This is a genomic window from Paenibacillus sp. JT31N17 (assembly GCF_056269255.1).
Genome location: NZ_JBWDNP010000027.1, coordinates 1 through 18,005, shown reverse-complemented (window position 1 = coordinate 18,005; position 18,005 = coordinate 1). Strand labels below are relative to the sequence as shown.

Genomic DNA, 18,005 nt, shown 5'->3' with positions numbered 1-18,005 from the left:
GACCCAAGCGGATACGCGACGCGCGCGGAATCGGCAACCATTTTGATTGCGATGATGGAATATAACGAGTTGGAGATGTAACGGCAAAGTAGGGGACGGCAGCGGGGAGAAATTCCCGGCCGTCCTCTGCCATTCATTCAAGCATTGCCCTTTTATTCAGGTGGTAGCCATTTGGCATGGGGGCCGCAGAATCGGAACAAGAAGCAGATCCGCCAATCTATGATTCCTACAACTAATCGATCGTAATTTTAAAGCAAACCGGATATTCGGTCAGAATATTCCCTTGAACGGTAATCCTTAATCCGGCTTCTTCACGGCTGAATGCTGCAGCATGATCAAATCCTAATATTTCAACGGATACAAGATCTCCGTTGAAATATTTGCTGTCTTTCTTCAGTGATTGGATGATGACTTCATTGTTCGCTGGCCAACTGAGTACAGTCGCGTAAAGATAAGGTGCCTTATAGGTGAAACGGATATCTTCACTTGTGAAAGGTTCCCGTCCGACATCTGTAAATGCACCCTCAGGTACTATTGTGGAACCTTCACCGAATATATTCCAGTATGTCGTATCATAGATAGACTCGCCATTCGTATCCAGCCATCTTCCAATGCTAAGAAGCACTTCTGTCTCTTCTTTTGTAATTGTTCCATCTGATTTGGGTCCAATATTAAGGAGCAGGCAACCATTTTTACTAACAATATCAATGAGATCACAGACGATATCTACAGGATTCTTAAAGTCGTTGTTATTTGTAAAACACCAAGAATTTATCGCTATTGCCGTGTCGGTCTGCCACAATCTCGGTCTGATATTACTTAGCTGTCCACGCTCAACATCGAAGATAGCTGTACCATAGGCAAACGCATCATACTTATAATTAATCGCTACATCGATGCCCCATTCAAGCGAGCGATTATAATAATAGGCAGCAAATTTTTTGATATATGGTTTAAAGGAGGCGTTGTGAATCCACCAGTCAAACCAGACGATCTTCGGCTGATATTTATCCACTAACTCACAGGAGCGGACAAGCCAATCCTCAAGATGCTCCTGAGGTGCGGGCGAAGAGAAGATGTTATGCGAATCCTCCACACTCGCTGAAGAATAGATAGGACTCGCATAACCATAAGGCTCCTGGAACGTGATGTTTTGAATACCAGAGTCGAACGTTCTGCCACCTCCGTAAAAGAAGAAATTCTCCGCTCGATGACTCGATACGGCAAATATAAGCCCTTCCTTCTCTACTGCTGATTTTAATTCTCCAATAACATCACGTTTCGGTCCCATTTTGGCAGCATTCCAATCAGATAACTCACTGGCGTACATCTGAAAACCATCATGATGTTCGGCTACAGGCATAATATATTTGGCTCCTGAGGCTTTAAACAACTCAACCCACTTCGCTGCATCGTAATGCTCTGCTTTAAATTGCGGTATAAAATCGGCATATCCAAAATCCTTGTGTTCGCCATAGGTTTGAATATGATGCTCGTATTCTTGAGTGCCCTGAATATACATATTACGGGGATACCACTCATTCTTAAAAGCCGGGACGCTGTATACACCCCAATGGATAAATATTCCGAATTTCGCCTTTTGATACCAAGAAGGTTCGGGATATTCACTCAGAGATGCCCAAGAATCTTTGTAAGGACCGTTCGCGACAACCTTATCAATCGCTTTCAAATGCTGTTCATATTTTCTATTCATCATAAGGAAACCTCCTTAATATCAGCCTTTCTTTTTTAAGTATAGCAGGGTCATGGCGATATTGAAGGGTGTATTTGAACGTGTATGTGGACGATATTAATCCAATATGATATTTTTATGATGTTTAAACAGTAGGAAGAAGGGACCTGACCTTAAATGTTCAATATATTTGAGAATATATCCGTTAAGAGTCTGATAAGCAGAGTAAATGTTTGCGCTCCGGATTGGGGAGAAGAGAACTGTGTGTATGCCTATAATAAATTTTATTATTTTTTAGAAGGGCAGTGCACCCTCATTCTGAATGGGGATACCTTCATTCCCCAACCGGAGGAACTCTTCTTGATACCTGCTTATACTCCGCATACTTACTATCAGAATCCTGATCATCCCATCATGAAGTATTGGACCCATTTTAATCTCATCTTTCATCAAGAACAACAAAAACTCGTCTACCACAAAGAAACTGTCAAATGTACCATCCCGAAACATCAAATCATACCCGTCTTTGCGGCATTAGCCCAAACTAATCTTTCGACGAACCCGCTGGATACTTTGACTGAAAAATCGGCATTATTGGAAATTCTGAGAATTTTTCTGGGTAATGTGAATTTGGATAAGATATTACCGATAAACAAAGACCACTTTATGAGTAAGATGGATCATTATATTAAACAGCATCTACATACTGAGATCAGTTTGAATGAGCTTGCCGATCTGGTGCATCTGCACCCGAACTATTTTATAAAATATTTCAAAAAGCATTTTTCGGTTACACCTATCGAGTATGTCAATGCAATCAGACTTCAAACGGCAACACATCTATTAAGGAATCAATCCGATCGGAGCATTCAGCGTATTGCACATGACGTAGGATTTAATGACTACAGGTATTTCTCGCGAATATTCAAGAAGAAGTACGGAGTGTCTCCATCGCAATATTGAGGAGACTGCAGAATAAATGAATTGAAATTATGGAGATTTATATCACCGAAAAAACGAAAAAGGCAGTCCTTTCTCAACTGAGGGGGGCTGCTTTTGCTCGATTAGGTGGGTATTGTATTCATTCGCTGGATTGCTGTACCAGATCGAGTAGAACTTTGAAGAACACATGGCAACACTCCAAAGCACAATGGCTTGTGGTGGAACTGGCAGGAAAATGACTTCCCACAGTATTGGATAATCCCCGGCTACCGCTACGGTCAGGAGGTTTGGCTGACCGTAATTCCCCGCAAATAATATGGAACCTGGCTGATCAAATTGATTAAATCGTACAGGCTGATCAGGCACAAGACGATTCTTTATTTTGCGGGATCCGGCTCCCACGGCACGAACGTTCAACCACCGGCTACCGCTAACTTACGGCCACATAAAAATGAGGTCCACCAGAAAGATCTGGTGACCTCATAATACGAACGGGCAAGATAGCGCAAGACAAATATGAGGCAGCCGGTCACGATCAATCGGCTGCCTTTATTCAACTAACGGGCAGCATAGTTTCACCAGTATCGGGCATAATATGCAAATCTAGAGGGGGTTTCCTGTTTAAATGGATATTTCACTTATCGTTGGTGGTTTCATCAGATGTTAGAATAGATAAGTTAAAAAATGTTACGGATTTTAATTTACTTATCTTCACGTTTGAGGCTGGATTTAGGTTGGTGTCTGATAAAGTGTTTTCCGGCTGGAAGCACATTATGAAGCCCGTCATATTTCCCCGTTATTTCACAACCGTTCCCCGTCTAACGAAAACGAGGGGGATGCTACATTTAGAGGAAGCTAAAGTTAACTTGGAAAGAAGGGGAGCACATTGAGAAACAAGAAGAAAGGCATTGCGGTCGCTCTGGCAGGCATAGTTCTTCTCGTAAGCGCTTGCGGTACATCGAACAACCCGAATTCAACTTCCAACAACGGAGGGAACTCGTCCGGCAATACGCCGGCCGGATCCGCCGCTCCGGCGGATCCGTTCGGCAAATACGCCGATCCGATTACGATTAATGTCGGACAGCAGGTCGACCCTGCAGATACGACGCTGCCTGCCGGCGATACGCCGGACAACAACCAGTATACGCGCTATATCAAGGACAACCTGAACATCGATGTGAAGGACGCCTTCACGGCATCGCCGACCAACTACAATCAGAAGGTCAGCCTCGCGATCTCCAGCAACGATCTTCCGGACGCGATGGTCGTCAATGCCCAGCAATTCCTTAACATGAGCGATAACGGGCAATTGGAAGACTTGACCGATGTCTTCAATCAGTATGCATCACCCGCAATGAAGCGCGTATTTGCCGACTCCAATAAACGGGTGCTTGACACCGTTACCTTCGACGGCAAGATTATGGCGCTGCCGCAGCCGGATGACGCCGGCATACACGAAATGTGGATCCGCAAGGACTGGCTGGACAAGCTAGGCCTGCAGCCTCCGAAGACGATGGAAGATCTGGAGAAGGTCGCCGACGCTTTTGTCAACAAGGACCCTGACGGCAACGGCAAGAAGGATACGATCGGCATTGCCGCGCCCGACAGCAGCGACGCCAGCAAGCTGTATGCAAATTTCCTCAATTCCTCAAACAATCTGTACGGCTTCGATCCGATTTTCTCGGCTTATGACGCCTATCCGGGCTACTGGGTCAAGGATGCTAACGGCAACCCGGCTTACGGATCGACGCTGCCGCAGACGAAGGAAGCGCTCGGCGAGCTTAGAAATCTATATGCCAAAGGGCTTATCGACCAGCAAATCTCGGTCCGCCAGGATTCCGGTGAGCCGATCGTCAGCGGTCAAACCGGAATGTTTTTCGCTCCATGGTGGATGGGCTACGGTCCGCTTACCGACGCAGTCAAGCAAAACCCGAAAGCGGACTGGCAGGCCTACGCGCTGCCGCTTGACGCCAACGGCAAATTCAGCCCGCATCTGAGCGCGCCGGCCGGATCATTTCTTGTCGTGCGCAAAGGCTACAAAAATCCCGAAGCGGCAATCAAGCTGGAAAACCTGTTGCTACGCGACGAAAGCAAATTCGATCTCGCCAAGGGTTCGATCGGCTACTACCCGGTACGTCTGCCTCTTGCGCCTTCCGACGAATCGGAATTCACGGTTCAAGCTCTGCGCGATGTACTCGCAGGGAAGAAGACGGCGGCAGACTTTGCTGACAAGCCGGAATACAAGCTGCTTGCAGCCGATCTCGCCAATATCAAAAAAGTAAAGCTTCAGCCATACGACGACATGGATATCCAATACTGGAAGCCTTTGGCCGATTGGGGAGCGTGGACTCGTCTGTACTCGCTGATGGTCGGCGTCGCTCCCAATGTGGACGTTCAAATGAACCGGGTAAGCAGTCTGATCTACTCCCAGACGCCTACGATGGAAAGCAGATGGGTCAATCTTCAGAAGATGGAAGACGAAGTATTTCTGAAAATTATCGTCGGCACTGCTCCGCTCGATTCGTTCGACCAATTCGTTGCCGACTGGAAGAAACAAGGTGGCGATCAAATAACCGCCGAAGTGGCTGATGCCATTAAGTAACAGACCCTAAAGGATGACAAGAGGCGCTTGGAACGATCGAGGTCACCGGCAATCAGTTAACGAATGACAAACCGTCTCAAACCTTATTGGCCTACCGAATACTGCCTTCCAGGGTGACGAAATTCTGAGAGACGGGTACGATAGTTGAACAAGCCACGACAGCCGCCGGTCAAAACGATCAACTGCTTTTCTAAGTAACGGTCAGGATACCATTAAAAAGAGTTGAGTCGGAAAATGAAGAACTTTCCAATTACTGCGAAAATAAAATGGCACCCGGAATGGGTGCCATTTGTATTGGGCTAAGAAGCCACTTTAGAATCCATATCACCCGGCTAGCGCGAGACTCTTTATAAATTTTTTGCTTTCACTTGCAATGGTTTCATATTCAAAATCTTGGACATAGTGCCCGCAATCGAGTATAACCTGTTCATTCACTTTTATTTTTGCAAGGTAGTTTTTTTGATTTTTCTGCCATTCTTCCGTACCGATCCCGGTCCCTTCGCCATTTGATGTGAAGAACAACATAGGAATCTGCGGCGGTGGCATTTCATCCACCTTCTGAGCATTGGCTTTAACGCTTTCTATCTCCGTTATCATTGGTTTTGTTTCTGTTCTTCTATAGAAAACCGCTTTATAGATTTCCTTCTCATGATCGGTTAGGGAACCCCCTGTAATGGCCGATTCTCCATTGGCAAAAGAGGGAATGAATCGCGTGATACCCGTCTTTGCTCCAAATGAAAACAAGTCGAACACGATTTTATTGGGGATTTTAACATCAGTATACGCAGCGGGAACAGCTGGATCTAACCCTACAATGCCGGACACTTCACCGGGATATTTTTGGGCCCAGTATAAGGCCTCTAATCCGGACATCGAATGAGGAAACAGTACATAAGGAGCTTGCGCGCCCGTTAAACGCAGCGCTTTTCTTGTTTCTTCGAGAACGGTATCGATATCCCGGGGAACATCCGCGACTTCGCTGAACCCGTATCCCACTCGCTCGACCACGGCAATGCTATAGTCATCACTTAAGCGAGAAAAAAGACTTTTGAAATCCAAGATTGGCGAAGCCGTACCGCCTCCCGCCAAAAATACGAGTGTGGTTTTACCCTTACCTTCCATATATACGCTCATCGCATGTCCGTTTACGTTAACCATTTTACCTAAGGGTGCAACTAATTCAGACTCTCGATTCAATTGAATGTTATGATTAATAAAGCTGCCCAAAATAGCCAAAATTAAAATCCCGATTATTACCCCTACACTTATTCCGGTCCTCTTCAAAATCTTTCTCCCCGTACCTTTAACTTCATGTTGTTTTGCCATTCTGTCAGCCCCATCTCATCGAAGTTCTCCGTCACATCATAGCAAGATAAGCAGTCGGTTAACATGGACCGAAGTCGGGTTGACGATAGACAAAAGTCCAGGCTGGCTTATGATGCGGCCCAACCCGACATGGTACAAGGACCTGTTCATAATTGGCTGGATCGGTACTTTCCCGAGTTCCTTACGGTCACGCAGCCACCGCAGCTGACGGTAAATAATACAAGCCCGCCGCTGTCGGACCATGCGGCGATGATTGTAACCATTTTGTCATCGGGCCTTAAATGTATTGTAACTTCTGTCACCTGGGAATGAAATAAGATGAATTCCGTAAGGGATCCCTAATAAACATGACGAGGTGTACAAATATGAATCGCATAACAAACAGCAAAAATCTTCGCAAATGGTCCACAATCGGTATGGCTGCCATGATCTCGCTCGGTACGCTGGCTAACGTAATTCCTGCTCATGCGGCAAACACGACGAAGACTGCCGCACAAGCAGCAGCGACAAAAGATAATGGATCTTCCTATATCAAGAACATTCTAGCGCACGCTGAGCAAGGCAAGGTGCAAGGAAGCAGCTTTGTGTCCGGTAAAACGAACATCAAAGAGGTTCACAAACTTTGGGGCTCTCCGGAAAGCTTGGGCAATGGTTACGAAAGGTATGATTTCAGCATGGGCAGAGGCGCATACGATTTCGGTATCAGCAGCAAAACCGGCATCGTTTACGATCTTCGCTTTTACTTGCCGCCGAGTGACCCGTCGAGAGGCCTCAGTGAAATTACATTTACTTCTGTCATAGCCGCGCTCGGCATGCCGAAAGCAGTCAAATTCAACGGAGACGACAAAATCTACGTGTATCCGGCCGGCGATCATCAACTTAAATTCGTAGGGTCGAAGACGGCTCCTAAAGGCAAAATGGCGCATATCGACCACATCAACGTCTATACACCGAAAGCTGACGTCTAAGCGCGTATCCACTGAATCATAAGAAGCTATATTAGAGAAACCCGCCGTTTTATTAGGTGATTTCTGATGCAATTAGCGCTTCAAAATCAGAAGGAATAGTGAAGCATTTTACCTCAAAAGAAGATCTTGTATAATAAATATGATGTCATAATTAGTAAAGAGATCACGAGGTCTTAGGCTAGAGGATATTTGTAATTCCTAAAATAATTGACAAAACTATAGACTCCCCGATCCGAATCTTAAGCTATCGGGTACGATAGTACCAGCAGCAGCTTGCCGGGCAAAATTATCACTGCAAGCATCAAACACTTAGAAAAAAGGAACGCTATCGAGGTGCTGAGAGATGTCTAATAGGGGTATTAAATCAAGAATATTAAGAAAGTACAATGTTAGTGAAACAGAAATAATAGGCTGGGGAATGGAAGCGGAAGTATATATTTATGGTAAGGATAAAGTGTTAAAGATATATGGTAGTATGTCGAATTTCAAAAAACAAGAAATTTTAAAACGGTTTTACGATTCAGTTCAATTCAGTGATATCAGTTATAAGCTTCCCCACATTTACAATATTTTTGAAGAGGGGGACATAGTAGTAACGATTGAAAAACGAATCAATGGGGAAAATATGCAAAATCTTTTACCAAGCATGAGCAATGAGCAATTAAATACTGTCATGAAGGCCTATCTTTCTGCACTTTTAGAATTACAAACAGTCAAACTAGTTCCAAAATTTGAAGGATTGAAGTTATTTAACGAATATAAAATTCCCGTGTCTCAACAGAAGGATTGGCATGGTTTATTAGAACAATTTCTTATAAAAAAACAAAAAGAGGTGCATGGATATCTTTCAAAGGATGTTATGCACTATCAAGATAAATTAGGGATATTAATGAGAATTTTATCAGTCGAATATCAAGGTAACTATTCATTAATTCATGGAGACTTTTTCCCCGGTAATTTACTTATTAATGAAGAAAGTGAAATTACTGGCTTACTTGATTTTGGCTTAATGACAATGTATGGTGATTATTTATTTGACGTTGCTACAGGTTGGGTGTTTTTTGACATGTATGATGAATTAAAGGCAAATATATTGGAAAGATACCTTAATTTAATTGTTAATACCCTTGGTAAAGAAGTAATAGAAAAACTCTATCTTTATGTTTTGATATACAGCATTTTATCTGCGAATTTTTATTCCGAAAATTGTAGTGATGGTCATTACCAATGGTGTGTACGGAATTTAGAAAATAAAATGTACTGGGATGCCTTATATTAAGCGAAAAAAAGAATGATTAAAGTTGATGAAAAGATTTACAAAAAAATTATGACTGTAATGTTTTGATTCGATAAACGAAACGTCCCGTAAAGGGGCGTTTTTGTTTAGTTATAGGACATTTTTTTTCGGTAAAGGCAAAGAAGCCCCGCCATTCATCCACTTGATTTGGAAAACTACTTAAAAGCATTGAAGTATTGGAAAGGACTTTCGCTTAATTAATTCTTGTCTTCCTCATTTGGGTTAATCAACTAGTTGTTGAGACGTTTTGAGCTAATTGGGCACGATAGCATAATACCGAAGGCAGTCGCGCGGCGCCCTTTACTACGCTGACGGGCAGTTGAACGCAACAAAGCTTCCGGAAATTTGTATCTATAGTGGATTAGATAACGTACTCTATAGATGAAGAAACCATTATAAATCAATGTATTTCCGTTTTTTTAATTTTGCGGCTGTATCATGCTCTTAATTCTCCTGTGAGAAATTGAACATATAAATTTGAGGAGGTTGTGAATGGAGTTGAAAGGGAAAGTGATTAGAAATTTATTAATAGTTTTTTTTGCAATAATCATTCTTAATGGGTGCAGCAGTATTAACTCATTTATAGAGGGATTAAAACCACAACGTAGTAATTATAAATTACATTTGTTTTATATTGGAGATACACCTCGAAATGAGATGGGTGAAGTACAAACTTTCATGCATTCAAACCGCGTAATTCTGGATAACGTAACGGAAATGGCTGGCCATTCTGAAAATAAGCGCTTGAATAAAAATCTAAAAAAGTTGGGCATAAAATCATATCCGATGTACGTCCTGGTAAATAAGGATGGGATCGTTTATAGCTCCCCTTACTTAAGTGAGATGGAAGCATTCATAAAAAAGGAACTGAAGGCTTCCGATAGTTAAGCAACGAATCAGATTAGCACAAGTGAAATGGAACAACTTGCACTTTCCTGGTTTATAGAAAATTAACCAGTAGGAGGTTTTTATTTTGATAAGGAATGCCTCTAAGGCAATTTTAATCCATGACAATAAATTGCTCACAATAAAATATCAAGATGATAAAGGTATCTTCTATTCATTACCAGGCGGCGGACAGGAATATGGTGAGACCCTAATTGAGAATGTTCGACGGGAATGTAGGGAAGAGGTCGGGATAGATGTTCTAATAGGTGATCTATTATTTGTAAGGGAATTGATAGATGAGACAAAAAATATCCATCAAATTGAATTTATTTTTTTATGCTCATCAAATTCCATTGAGGAAGCTTGCATGGGGGAACTCCCAGATGCTGGACAATTGGCAATTGAGTGGTTGCCTTTAAGTAACTTATTGGATTATAGACTATACCCACTGGAGGCTCGTAATTATTTAAAAGATTTATCAAAGTGTAAAACAACATTCCCGGTTTATTTAGGAGCTGAATAATAAAGAAGGTTGCATGCGATGGACGGAAGAACGAGAGGAGTATTCCCCTGATGAAAAAAATTCTCATCGTTGAAGACGATATCGAAATTAATCGGCTCATAGCCAAATATTTGGAAAAAGAAGGATTCGGCATCTGCTCTGCCTATGACGGAGAGGAGGCGTCCGCGGCCATTGCCGATCATGATTATCAGCTCGTCATTCTCGATTTGATGCTGCCGCGCATCGATGGCCAGGATATTTTGCGCAAAATCCGGAAAAAGGGGACGATCCCCGTCATTATTTTGTCAGCCAAGGACCGGGAGATGGACAAAATATTGGGGCTGGAGCTTGGCGCCGATGATTATATGACCAAGCCGTTCACAATCGGTGAACTTGTCGCACGGGTGAAGGCGCAGCTGCGCCGCTATGTGGATTACAATCCTAATGCCGCCGACTCCGCAGCCGAGATGATCCGGCACGGGGATTTGGAGCTGAATACGAGCACGTTCGAAGTAACTGTCGCCGGCCGGCAGACGCCGCTGACCGCTAAGGAGTTTGCTATTTTGAAGCTGTTCCTGACCAATTCCACCCGCGTGTTTACGAAATCCCAGATTTTTGAAGCGGTCTGGCAGGAGGAAAGCATATCCGACGATAACACGGTGATGGTGCATATCAACAGACTGCGGGCGAAAATCGAACGGGATCCGTCATATCCCGTCTACATCAAGACGGTTTGGGGCTTCGGCTACAAGCTCGGCGGGGGAGGCTGAGGATAAGAATGCTGCTGCAGATTCTCGTCGTTCTCCTCTTTCTGGTTTGTTTGCTCCTCTTCCTTCATAACCGCCGCTTGCTGAACGAATTCAAACGCATCACCTGGACGACTGAAGGAATCCGGGCCGGCAATTTCAACTTGCGATACCGGATACGCATGTGGAACCGACCGGTCCGGGATGCGGGCGGAGCGTTGAATCGTTTCATCGAGCATGTTCAGACGAGCCTGGATCGGACCCGATTTCTGGAGGACGAGCGCAAACGGATGATTGCCAGCATCTCGCATGATCTGCGCACGCCGCTCACTTCTTTGCTCGGCTACATGGAGGCGCTTCTGAACGACCCGACGCTGACGGACGAGGAACGAAACGAATTTACCCGCATTGCCGCCGACAAAGGAAACGTGCTGCTGGAGAGGCTGCAGGAGTTTTTTGAGTTGGCTAGGCTGGAAGCGGACGATTCGGAGGTTGAGCTCTATCGCGTCGAAGTAAGCGACGTTTTGCAGGAGGTACTGGTCGGGTTTTATCCGGATTTTCAGAAAGCATCGATTACGCCAACGGTTCATATTCCGGATGCGTCTCTCTTTGTGATGGGCGATCGGGCGTTTTTGCGGCGCGTCTTTGAGAATCTGATCTCGAATGCTTTGCGCTACGGCCGGGAAGGCCGGGAAATCGGCATCGAGGTTCGGGAAGAGCCGGACTTAATCCGGGTCGAGATATGGGATCGCGGTCAAGGTATTTCACCGCAGGACATGCCGCGCGTGTTCGAGCGATTTTATACAGGAGAAGCTTCCAGAAACGCGGCCCTTCGCGGCAGTGGGCTCGGTCTTACCATCACGAAGCATCTGGTCGAAAAACTAGGCGGCCGGATCGCCGCATCCAGCACATCGGGCGGTAAAACCGTGTTCTCGGTCGGGCTGGTCAAAGGTTGATCGCCAGTCTTTCGAAACGTAAGAATTTTGTTAGAAAGTCGAGAGCCGCCTGTTAGAAGGCGGCTGTATACTGGGCTTCAAAAGGAGGAAGCCCTATGAGAGTTTTCGAAGTCGCATTAATTGCTGTGAATGTGCTGACCTTGTTGTCCATGATGCTGAAAAGCAGGTCCAAAGCCGCGTTGCTGTGGCTCGCGGGCATCAATGGAGCGGTGCTCGGCCTGCATGGCGTTATCGAAGGATATCGCTATCAAATGATGTTCGCCTACCTATTAGCCGGTCTGTTTGCAATTTACGCCTTGTCAAGGGCCATGATCGGATTCACCGAAAACCGGGGTATGGCCGCAAAAATCGCGAAGGGCATTGCCGTCAGCCTGTCCTTCCTGCTCCTCGCTTTCACGACCCTACTGGGTTATGCCTTCCCCGTATTCAAGCTCCCGGCGCCTGCTGGCGATTATGCCATCGGCGTTCAATATGTCCACTTGACGGACGAGTCGCGCATGGAGCCTTTTCTGTCCGGAACGGCGGACAAGCGGGAGCTGGCAGTGAAAATCTACTATCCGGCGGTGAAGGATCCGTCCAAGCCGTACGCCGCTTATTTCCACAATTCCCGCGCACTCGTAGACTCGTTCGCCTCGGGCTACGGAATGCCAGGCTTCCTCTTCGATCAATTGCGGCTGGTCGGGACGCACACCCAAGAAGGGCTGCCCGTATCCGATAGGCAGCCGAGCTATCCCGTCCTATTATTCTCGCATGGCGGCGGCACGAATATGGAAGTGCATACGTCGCAATGCGAGGATCTGGCAAGCCACGGTTACATCGTCGTTGCCGTGAACCATACGTATGTCTCGTCGGGAACCGAGCTTCCCGGCGGAATCGTCACCGATAAGGATGCAACGGCAAGCTTCGACCAAGGCGATCCCTTGGATGCGATCACCCGAATTATGGCGGACGACGACAGCTTTGTGATCGGTCGCCTCGCCAACATGAACGCAGGGAAGACGAATTCCATATTTGCCGGGAAAATCGATCTGCAGCACATCGGCGTCATCGGCCATTCGCTGGGCGGAGCGGCGGCGTATAATTTAGCCCTCCATGACAGCAGAATCAAGGCCGCCATCAATCTGGACGGCGCTGTCTATGCCGTTCCCGACAAGGCGAAGCCGGGGGCTCCTCTTCTCATGCTGGCGAATGATGAATTTCAAATCCAGGCGATTTCGAAGCGTGAGCCGCTGATGAAGAAGTGGGAGGATATGCCCGCCGATGAGCAGCAGGCTGTGGCGTCTGCATACGGAAGCAAGCAAGCTTATATCGACATTTACGACAAGCAAACGCAGGCGATCGTCGGACTTGCCGATACCTTGAAAGCGTCCGACAGCTTATTTACAATCGAAGGCAGCGCCCATATGAAATTGGCTGATATCGGACTGTATATCGGTCCTGGGTTCCGACGCTTCATCGGTATTAACGGGGCAACCCCGTCCGAGCAATGTCTGGACATTACGAAGGCCGTAACATTGGCGTTTTTCGACCGGCATCTGAAGAACGAGACCGGGGCTTCGCCTGAATCGCTGCTGCAGCAATATCCGAGATTGCATAAAGTCGGGCTGGCATGATGGCGTTGTTGCGTAAGACTGTTCGGTCTGAGCAGCGCAAGATCATCAACGGACCTGTCAAGAAACTTGGTGGATAAAGGGGAGTTGGCCTACGAGCACGATTTTGCGAACGAATAGTCTGACGAAGCGTTATGGCGTCAAAGCGGTTGTGACAGACTTGAATATGACGATCAAGCCCGGGGATATTTACGGCTTCCTGGGGCAGAACGGAGCGGGTAAGACGACGACGCTGCGGATGATTATGGGGTTGATTCATCCGTCCGCAGGGGAAATCGAATTGTTTGACGCTCCGCTGCGCGGGAATAAAGACAGGGCGATGGAGCGGATCGGCGCGATCATTGAATATCCGGGCTTCTATCTGAACCTGAGCGCGGTGGATAATCTGGACCTCCATCGCCGGCTGATGGGCATGGGCAACCGGGAATCGGTCGACGATGCGCTCGCGGCCGTTGGGCTGCTTGATGCCAAGCATCAGAAGGTCAAGCAATATTCACTCGGCATGAAGCAACGCCTCGGCATTGCCCGCGCTTTGCTCCATCATCCCGATCTGCTTATATTAGACGAACCGACGAATGGCCTGGACCCAATGGGAATGAAAGATATGCGGCAGCTCTTCATGGAGCTTGCCCGCAAGAGGGGCATTACGTTTCTCATATCCAGCCACTTGTTGAGTGAAATCGAGCTGCTGGCCAATAAAATCGGCATCATTCACAAAGGCCGGCTGCTGGAAGAAATCGATTATGAATCGCTGCAGCGGAAGACCCGTCACTGTCTCGACCTCATGGTGACCGACGAGAAGAAAGCAGCCTTTATTTTGGAGCAGAAGCTCGGAACGACCGACTATGTCGTATCCGGACCTGGCAGACTGCGCATTTACAATCATCTCGACGAGCCGGATAGGATCAGTCTGCTGCTGATCGGAGGCGGAGTCGGCTTGAAGGAAATAAAGCTGTCGGGAGACAGTCTCGAGGAATATTTTCTGAAGCTGACGGGAGGCGAGAGGTTTGCTTAACGTGCTATTTACCGAATTGATGAAGCTGAAAGGCACCAAGATGCATTGGCTCGTTCTGCTCGGCGCCCTACCGGCGAACCTGGTCACCTTGACCGCGTTTCTGCCGAGAGTGACACCCGAGGGCGTACGGGCAGGTATCGACCTGCAGGATATGTTTTATCGGCAGGGGATGGTTATTACCATTCTGGGGCCGTTCATGTTCGCTCTCATGACCGGTTACATCATTTCGCGCGAGTACCAGGAACGCACGATCAACCAGCTGTTTTCCTATCCAATCTCCCGAATTCGGATTCTTCTTACGAAGCTGGCGGTCGTGCTGCTGCTGATCGCCGTCACCTCGGCCCTCTCGTGCGTTACGGTAACGGTGGCCGGCATTATCCGATCTTTCACGCAGCCTATCGATTTTGCGATTGTCTGGTCGGGCATGCGTATGAATATGCTGGCCTGCCTTCTGGCATTCGGCGTAACGCCTTTGTCGGCCGCGCTCAGCATGGTCGGTAAAAGCGTCATCCCTTCGACTGTGATGGGCGTGTTCGCCACGATCGTCACACTCATCGGAGAAATGGGGCATGGCATGAAAGGAATTCTGTTTCCGTGGCTGATGCCTTTTTGGCCGGTCCGGGAACTGGCCCGGGGATTGGCGGAAACCGGCCCAAATCCTTATGCGGTCCCGGGTTCCCTAATTCTTGCGGTAACCTTTGTCATATCGCTCGCGTTCTGCATCATTTATTACGAGAAATCGGAAATCCACAGCGGGTCCTGACGCTGCTTGCCGCTCGAACGAAGGAACGGTTGTCCGGATCGTCCTTCCCGGATTATACAACTAATTTACAACTTGCCGATAGTTATGAAATATGGCTTTTTTATAATGAAATTGCAAGTTGGAACTGCGCATTCCAAATGCAAATCACAAATCCGGAGGTAAAAACATGAAACTTCTCGAAGCGGTCAAAAGCAAAAAAATAACTGGAACGGTCCTGGCGTCGGCTCTCGTCATCGGAAGCCTCGGCACCATTACTGCATTCGCGGCAAACGGAAGCGACGCGATTCCGAAAAATACGGTCATGACGGTGTCTGCACCGACTGACGCGTCGGTTGCATCATCGGACAAAGTCCAGGGAACGATCGAATATGGTAAGACCACTTATTCGAGAAGCGACGGCAGCCAGAACTTTACATTGGAACATTGGTATAATCCGCAAACGAAGGATTACAGAACGGATTTAAAAGATTATTCAGCCGATCATCAGCTTCTGGGCTATCGAAGCACCTACTTTCTCAATGGTCGCAACGATATAGTCGTGATTCAACGGAACCAAAACGGCGATCCCGTAAGCGGAAAGATTCTCAAGAGAGCGGATGATTCGAAGCCATTCGAACCATTGGATAAAAAGAATCTCGATTTTAGCGCCGTAAAGGAAAATTACAAAGGCAGCAGTTGGACTTCTGTCGGAACCGAGCAAACGCCCGATGGGAAGACCCTGAATAAGGTCATGGAAAGCTATGAGAGCTATATTAATGACAACACGCTTGCCAATATGCAGTACATCGTGTATCTCGATCAGAAATCCGGATTTCCGGTCAAGGAAGATCTTTATGAGGATTCCACCGGTACATTCAAGCTCTTCAGCACCGATACGGACGAATACCAATACGTATCGGATGACGGATCCATCTTCAATACAGACGGAGTAACGCTTACCCCTGTCAAGACTTCCGCCGATGTTTATGCAAAATAATAGGTCTTCGGATTAAGCTCAAAGCTTATTGAACGTCATAGCCCTCGCCTAGAGGCGGGGGCTATTTGACGTTCATCACCATGCCCGACCGGCTGCTCGACACCAACCGCTCCCCCTGCCTACGGCAGCCCGCCAAAGCTCACTCACGGGCGTATCATCTCGGTTTTATTCTTCGATTGCCTGATAGACCGTGGTCCAGAAGTCGTGGATAAGATGCACGGAATCCGCAGTGGACATCCCGACCTGGGTGAGGAGGATTCCGGTGAGCTGTTTGCCCGGGTCGGCGTAGGTCGAGGTGCCGGTACCGCCGTCCCAGCCGAACTGGCCGATGGAGGCGTAGTCGCCACGGTAGGTGCGCACCGCCATCCCAAAGCCCCAGCCGCCATGCTGCGATTGGCCGAACGAGTTCCTGTACATGGCGTCCCGGGCAGCTTGTTGCTCGGACGTGAGGCGATTGGTGGTCATCAGCTCGACGGCTGGCCGGGACAAGATCCGTTCGCTCCCGTGCATACCGTGATTCAGCAGCATCTGGAAGTAGGCGTGGTAGTCGTCGACGGTGGAGACCAGCCCACCGCCGCCGCCCTGGAATGCCGGAGGCTGGCTGAGCCTTCCGCCTGCCGCCTCGTCCCACACGATGAACTCTCCAGTCTGCGGGTCGGGCCCGTACAGGGTCGGCAGCCGGACGATCTTGCCGGCGGGCACGTGGAAACCGGTGTCCTTCATCCCCAGCGGATCGAGGATGCGTTCGCGTAGGAACGTCTCCAACGACTGGCCCGTGACCCTGGCGACAAGCACGCCGACTACCTCGTTGCTGAGGTCGTACTGCCACCGCTCTCCGGGCTGGTATGACAGCGGCAGCTCGCCAAGGCGGCGCATCCACTCGTCCGGCCCGGGCGCCGGCCCGGATACCACGCTGTAGTCGGTCCGCTCGAAGGTCGCCGCCCTGATCGGGGAGTCCATCAACGCGAAGTCCACTCCGAGCCCGAACGTGGAGGTCAGCAGGTCCCGTACGGTGATCGGCCGCCGCGCCGGCACGGTGTCCTCCAGCGGGCCGTCGGCCCGTTTCAGCACCCGACGGTCGGCGAGTTCGGGCAGCCACGGATCTACCGGGTCATCCAGCCGCAGCCGGCACTCATCGAGCAGGACCATCGCCGCCGCCATCGTGACCGGCTTGGACGTCGACGCCATCCGGAAGATCGTGTCCCGGCGCATCGGCGCGCCACCATCATGCCGCATCGTCCCGATTGCTTCGACATGCGTCTCACCGCCCCGGCTGACCAGGGCGACCAGCCCGGGAATCTTCCCGGACTCGACATGCCGTGCCAGCACCTCGCGCATTCTGCGCAGCCCTGTTTCGGAGAAGCCAACAACATCCTTCATATTTTCTGACGAACTAAAATCTTCTGTTGTAATCTTTTTCATTTGGTTTCCCTCTCTTCCCTTTTTTAACAGCCCTATTGTTTTAAACTATAAATCTTCTTTTGTTATTCATGCTTTAAAGCTCCTTGTCAAAAAGTATATTCGATGCATTATAGAATCTGAATATTGGAAATATTCTGGGTAATCAGAATCGAGATATGTCCTGTTTGCCGTCTCCATTTATATGGCCTCCTGCGGCGCATCCCGCCCGAATACGTAGACGCCCTGCGGTCGGCGGCGTCTGTCAAGCCGAAGCGTTGAAGCAAGTCGCCTGCAGCCTGACGCGGATTTTTGAGGTAGCG

General features: G+C 48.0%; 16 protein-coding genes and 1 pseudogene. 13 read left to right on the top strand and 4 right to left on the bottom strand.

The window, feature by feature from the left end; genetic code table 11:
- Positions 1-232: 232 nt before the first annotated feature.
- On the bottom strand, positions 233-1,717 hold the full coding sequence (locus AC0YOB_RS37230; RefSeq protein ID WP_475797046.1) for an alpha-L-fucosidase: 1,485 nt from the start codon (positions 1,715-1,717) through the stop codon (positions 233-235).
- Positions 1,718-1,957: 240 nt separating this feature from the next.
- Here AC0YOB_RS37230 and AC0YOB_RS37225 point away from each other — a divergent pair, with 240 nt between their 5' ends.
- Entirely contained in the window at positions 1,958-2,656 is a 699-nt protein-coding gene (locus AC0YOB_RS37225; protein ID WP_475797045.1) for a helix-turn-helix transcriptional regulator, read from the top strand.
- Positions 2,657-3,521: 865 nt separating this feature from the next.
- Positions 3,522-5,237, top strand: coding sequence for an extracellular solute-binding protein (locus AC0YOB_RS37220; protein ID WP_475797044.1), 1,716 nt, complete (start codon positions 3,522-3,524; stop codon positions 5,235-5,237).
- Positions 5,238-5,561: 324 nt separating this feature from the next.
- Here AC0YOB_RS37220 and AC0YOB_RS37215 read toward each other — a convergent pair whose 3' ends face one another.
- Complete coding sequence (locus tag AC0YOB_RS37215; RefSeq protein WP_475797043.1) at positions 5,562-6,563, bottom strand: alpha/beta fold hydrolase; 1,002 nt, start codon at positions 6,561-6,563, stop codon at positions 5,562-5,564.
- 63 nt (positions 6,564-6,626) lie between these two features.
- Between AC0YOB_RS37215 and AC0YOB_RS37210 the strand changes: the two genes are divergently transcribed.
- From AC0YOB_RS37210 to AC0YOB_RS37160, 11 genes are all read left to right on the top strand, one after another.
- Positions 6,627-6,875 (top strand): hypothetical protein, encoded by a 249-nt coding sequence (locus AC0YOB_RS37210; RefSeq protein ID WP_475797042.1) that lies wholly within the window; start codon positions 6,627-6,629, stop codon positions 6,873-6,875.
- A gap of 53 nt (positions 6,876-6,928) precedes the next feature.
- A complete protein-coding gene (locus tag AC0YOB_RS37205; protein WP_475797041.1) occupies positions 6,929-7,531 on the top strand; it encodes a YjgB family protein in 603 nt (200 codons plus the stop codon).
- Positions 7,532-7,874: 343 nt separating this feature from the next.
- Positions 7,875-8,810, top strand: a complete 936-nt coding sequence (locus AC0YOB_RS37200; protein ID WP_475797040.1) for a phosphotransferase — start codon at positions 7,875-7,877, stop codon at positions 8,808-8,810.
- Positions 8,811-9,320: 510 nt separating this feature from the next.
- Positions 9,321-9,716, top strand: a complete 396-nt coding sequence (locus AC0YOB_RS37195) for a hypothetical protein (protein WP_475797039.1) — start codon at positions 9,321-9,323, stop codon at positions 9,714-9,716.
- Between the two features lie 85 nt (positions 9,717-9,801).
- A complete protein-coding gene (locus AC0YOB_RS37190; RefSeq protein WP_475797038.1) occupies positions 9,802-10,239 on the top strand; it encodes an NUDIX domain-containing protein in 438 nt (145 codons plus the stop codon).
- Positions 10,240-10,289: 50 nt separating this feature from the next.
- Entirely contained in the window at positions 10,290-10,988 is a 699-nt protein-coding gene (locus AC0YOB_RS37185) for a response regulator transcription factor (RefSeq protein WP_475797037.1), read from the top strand.
- A gap of 8 nt (positions 10,989-10,996) precedes the next feature.
- Entirely contained in the window at positions 10,997-11,920 is a 924-nt protein-coding gene (locus AC0YOB_RS37180; RefSeq protein ID WP_475797036.1) for a sensor histidine kinase, read from the top strand.
- A 95-nt stretch (positions 11,921-12,015) separates the two neighbouring features.
- A complete protein-coding gene (locus AC0YOB_RS37175; protein ID WP_475797035.1) occupies positions 12,016-13,533 on the top strand; it encodes an alpha/beta hydrolase family protein in 1,518 nt (505 codons plus the stop codon).
- A 103-nt stretch (positions 13,534-13,636) separates the two neighbouring features.
- Positions 13,637-14,545, top strand: a complete 909-nt coding sequence (locus AC0YOB_RS37170; RefSeq protein WP_475797034.1) for an ABC transporter ATP-binding protein — start codon at positions 13,637-13,639, stop codon at positions 14,543-14,545.
- A 1-nt stretch (position 14,546) separates the two neighbouring features.
- The gene (locus tag AC0YOB_RS37165) at positions 14,547-15,308 is read left to right on the top strand and encodes an ABC transporter permease (protein WP_475797083.1); all 762 of its coding nucleotides are present in this window, start codon (positions 14,547-14,549) and stop codon (positions 15,306-15,308) included.
- Positions 15,309-15,474: 166 nt separating this feature from the next.
- Complete coding sequence (locus tag AC0YOB_RS37160) at positions 15,475-16,284, top strand: hypothetical protein (protein WP_475797033.1); 810 nt, start codon at positions 15,475-15,477, stop codon at positions 16,282-16,284.
- A 165-nt stretch (positions 16,285-16,449) separates the two neighbouring features.
- Here the strand turns inward: AC0YOB_RS37160 and AC0YOB_RS37155 are convergent, their stop codons facing one another.
- The gene (locus AC0YOB_RS37155; RefSeq protein WP_475797032.1) at positions 16,450-17,706 is read right to left on the bottom strand and encodes a serine hydrolase domain-containing protein; all 1,257 of its coding nucleotides are present in this window, start codon (positions 17,704-17,706) and stop codon (positions 16,450-16,452) included.
- A 107-nt stretch (positions 17,707-17,813) separates the two neighbouring features.
- A pseudogene (locus tag AC0YOB_RS37150) lies at positions 17,814-18,005 on the bottom strand (hypothetical protein); the annotation flags it as partial.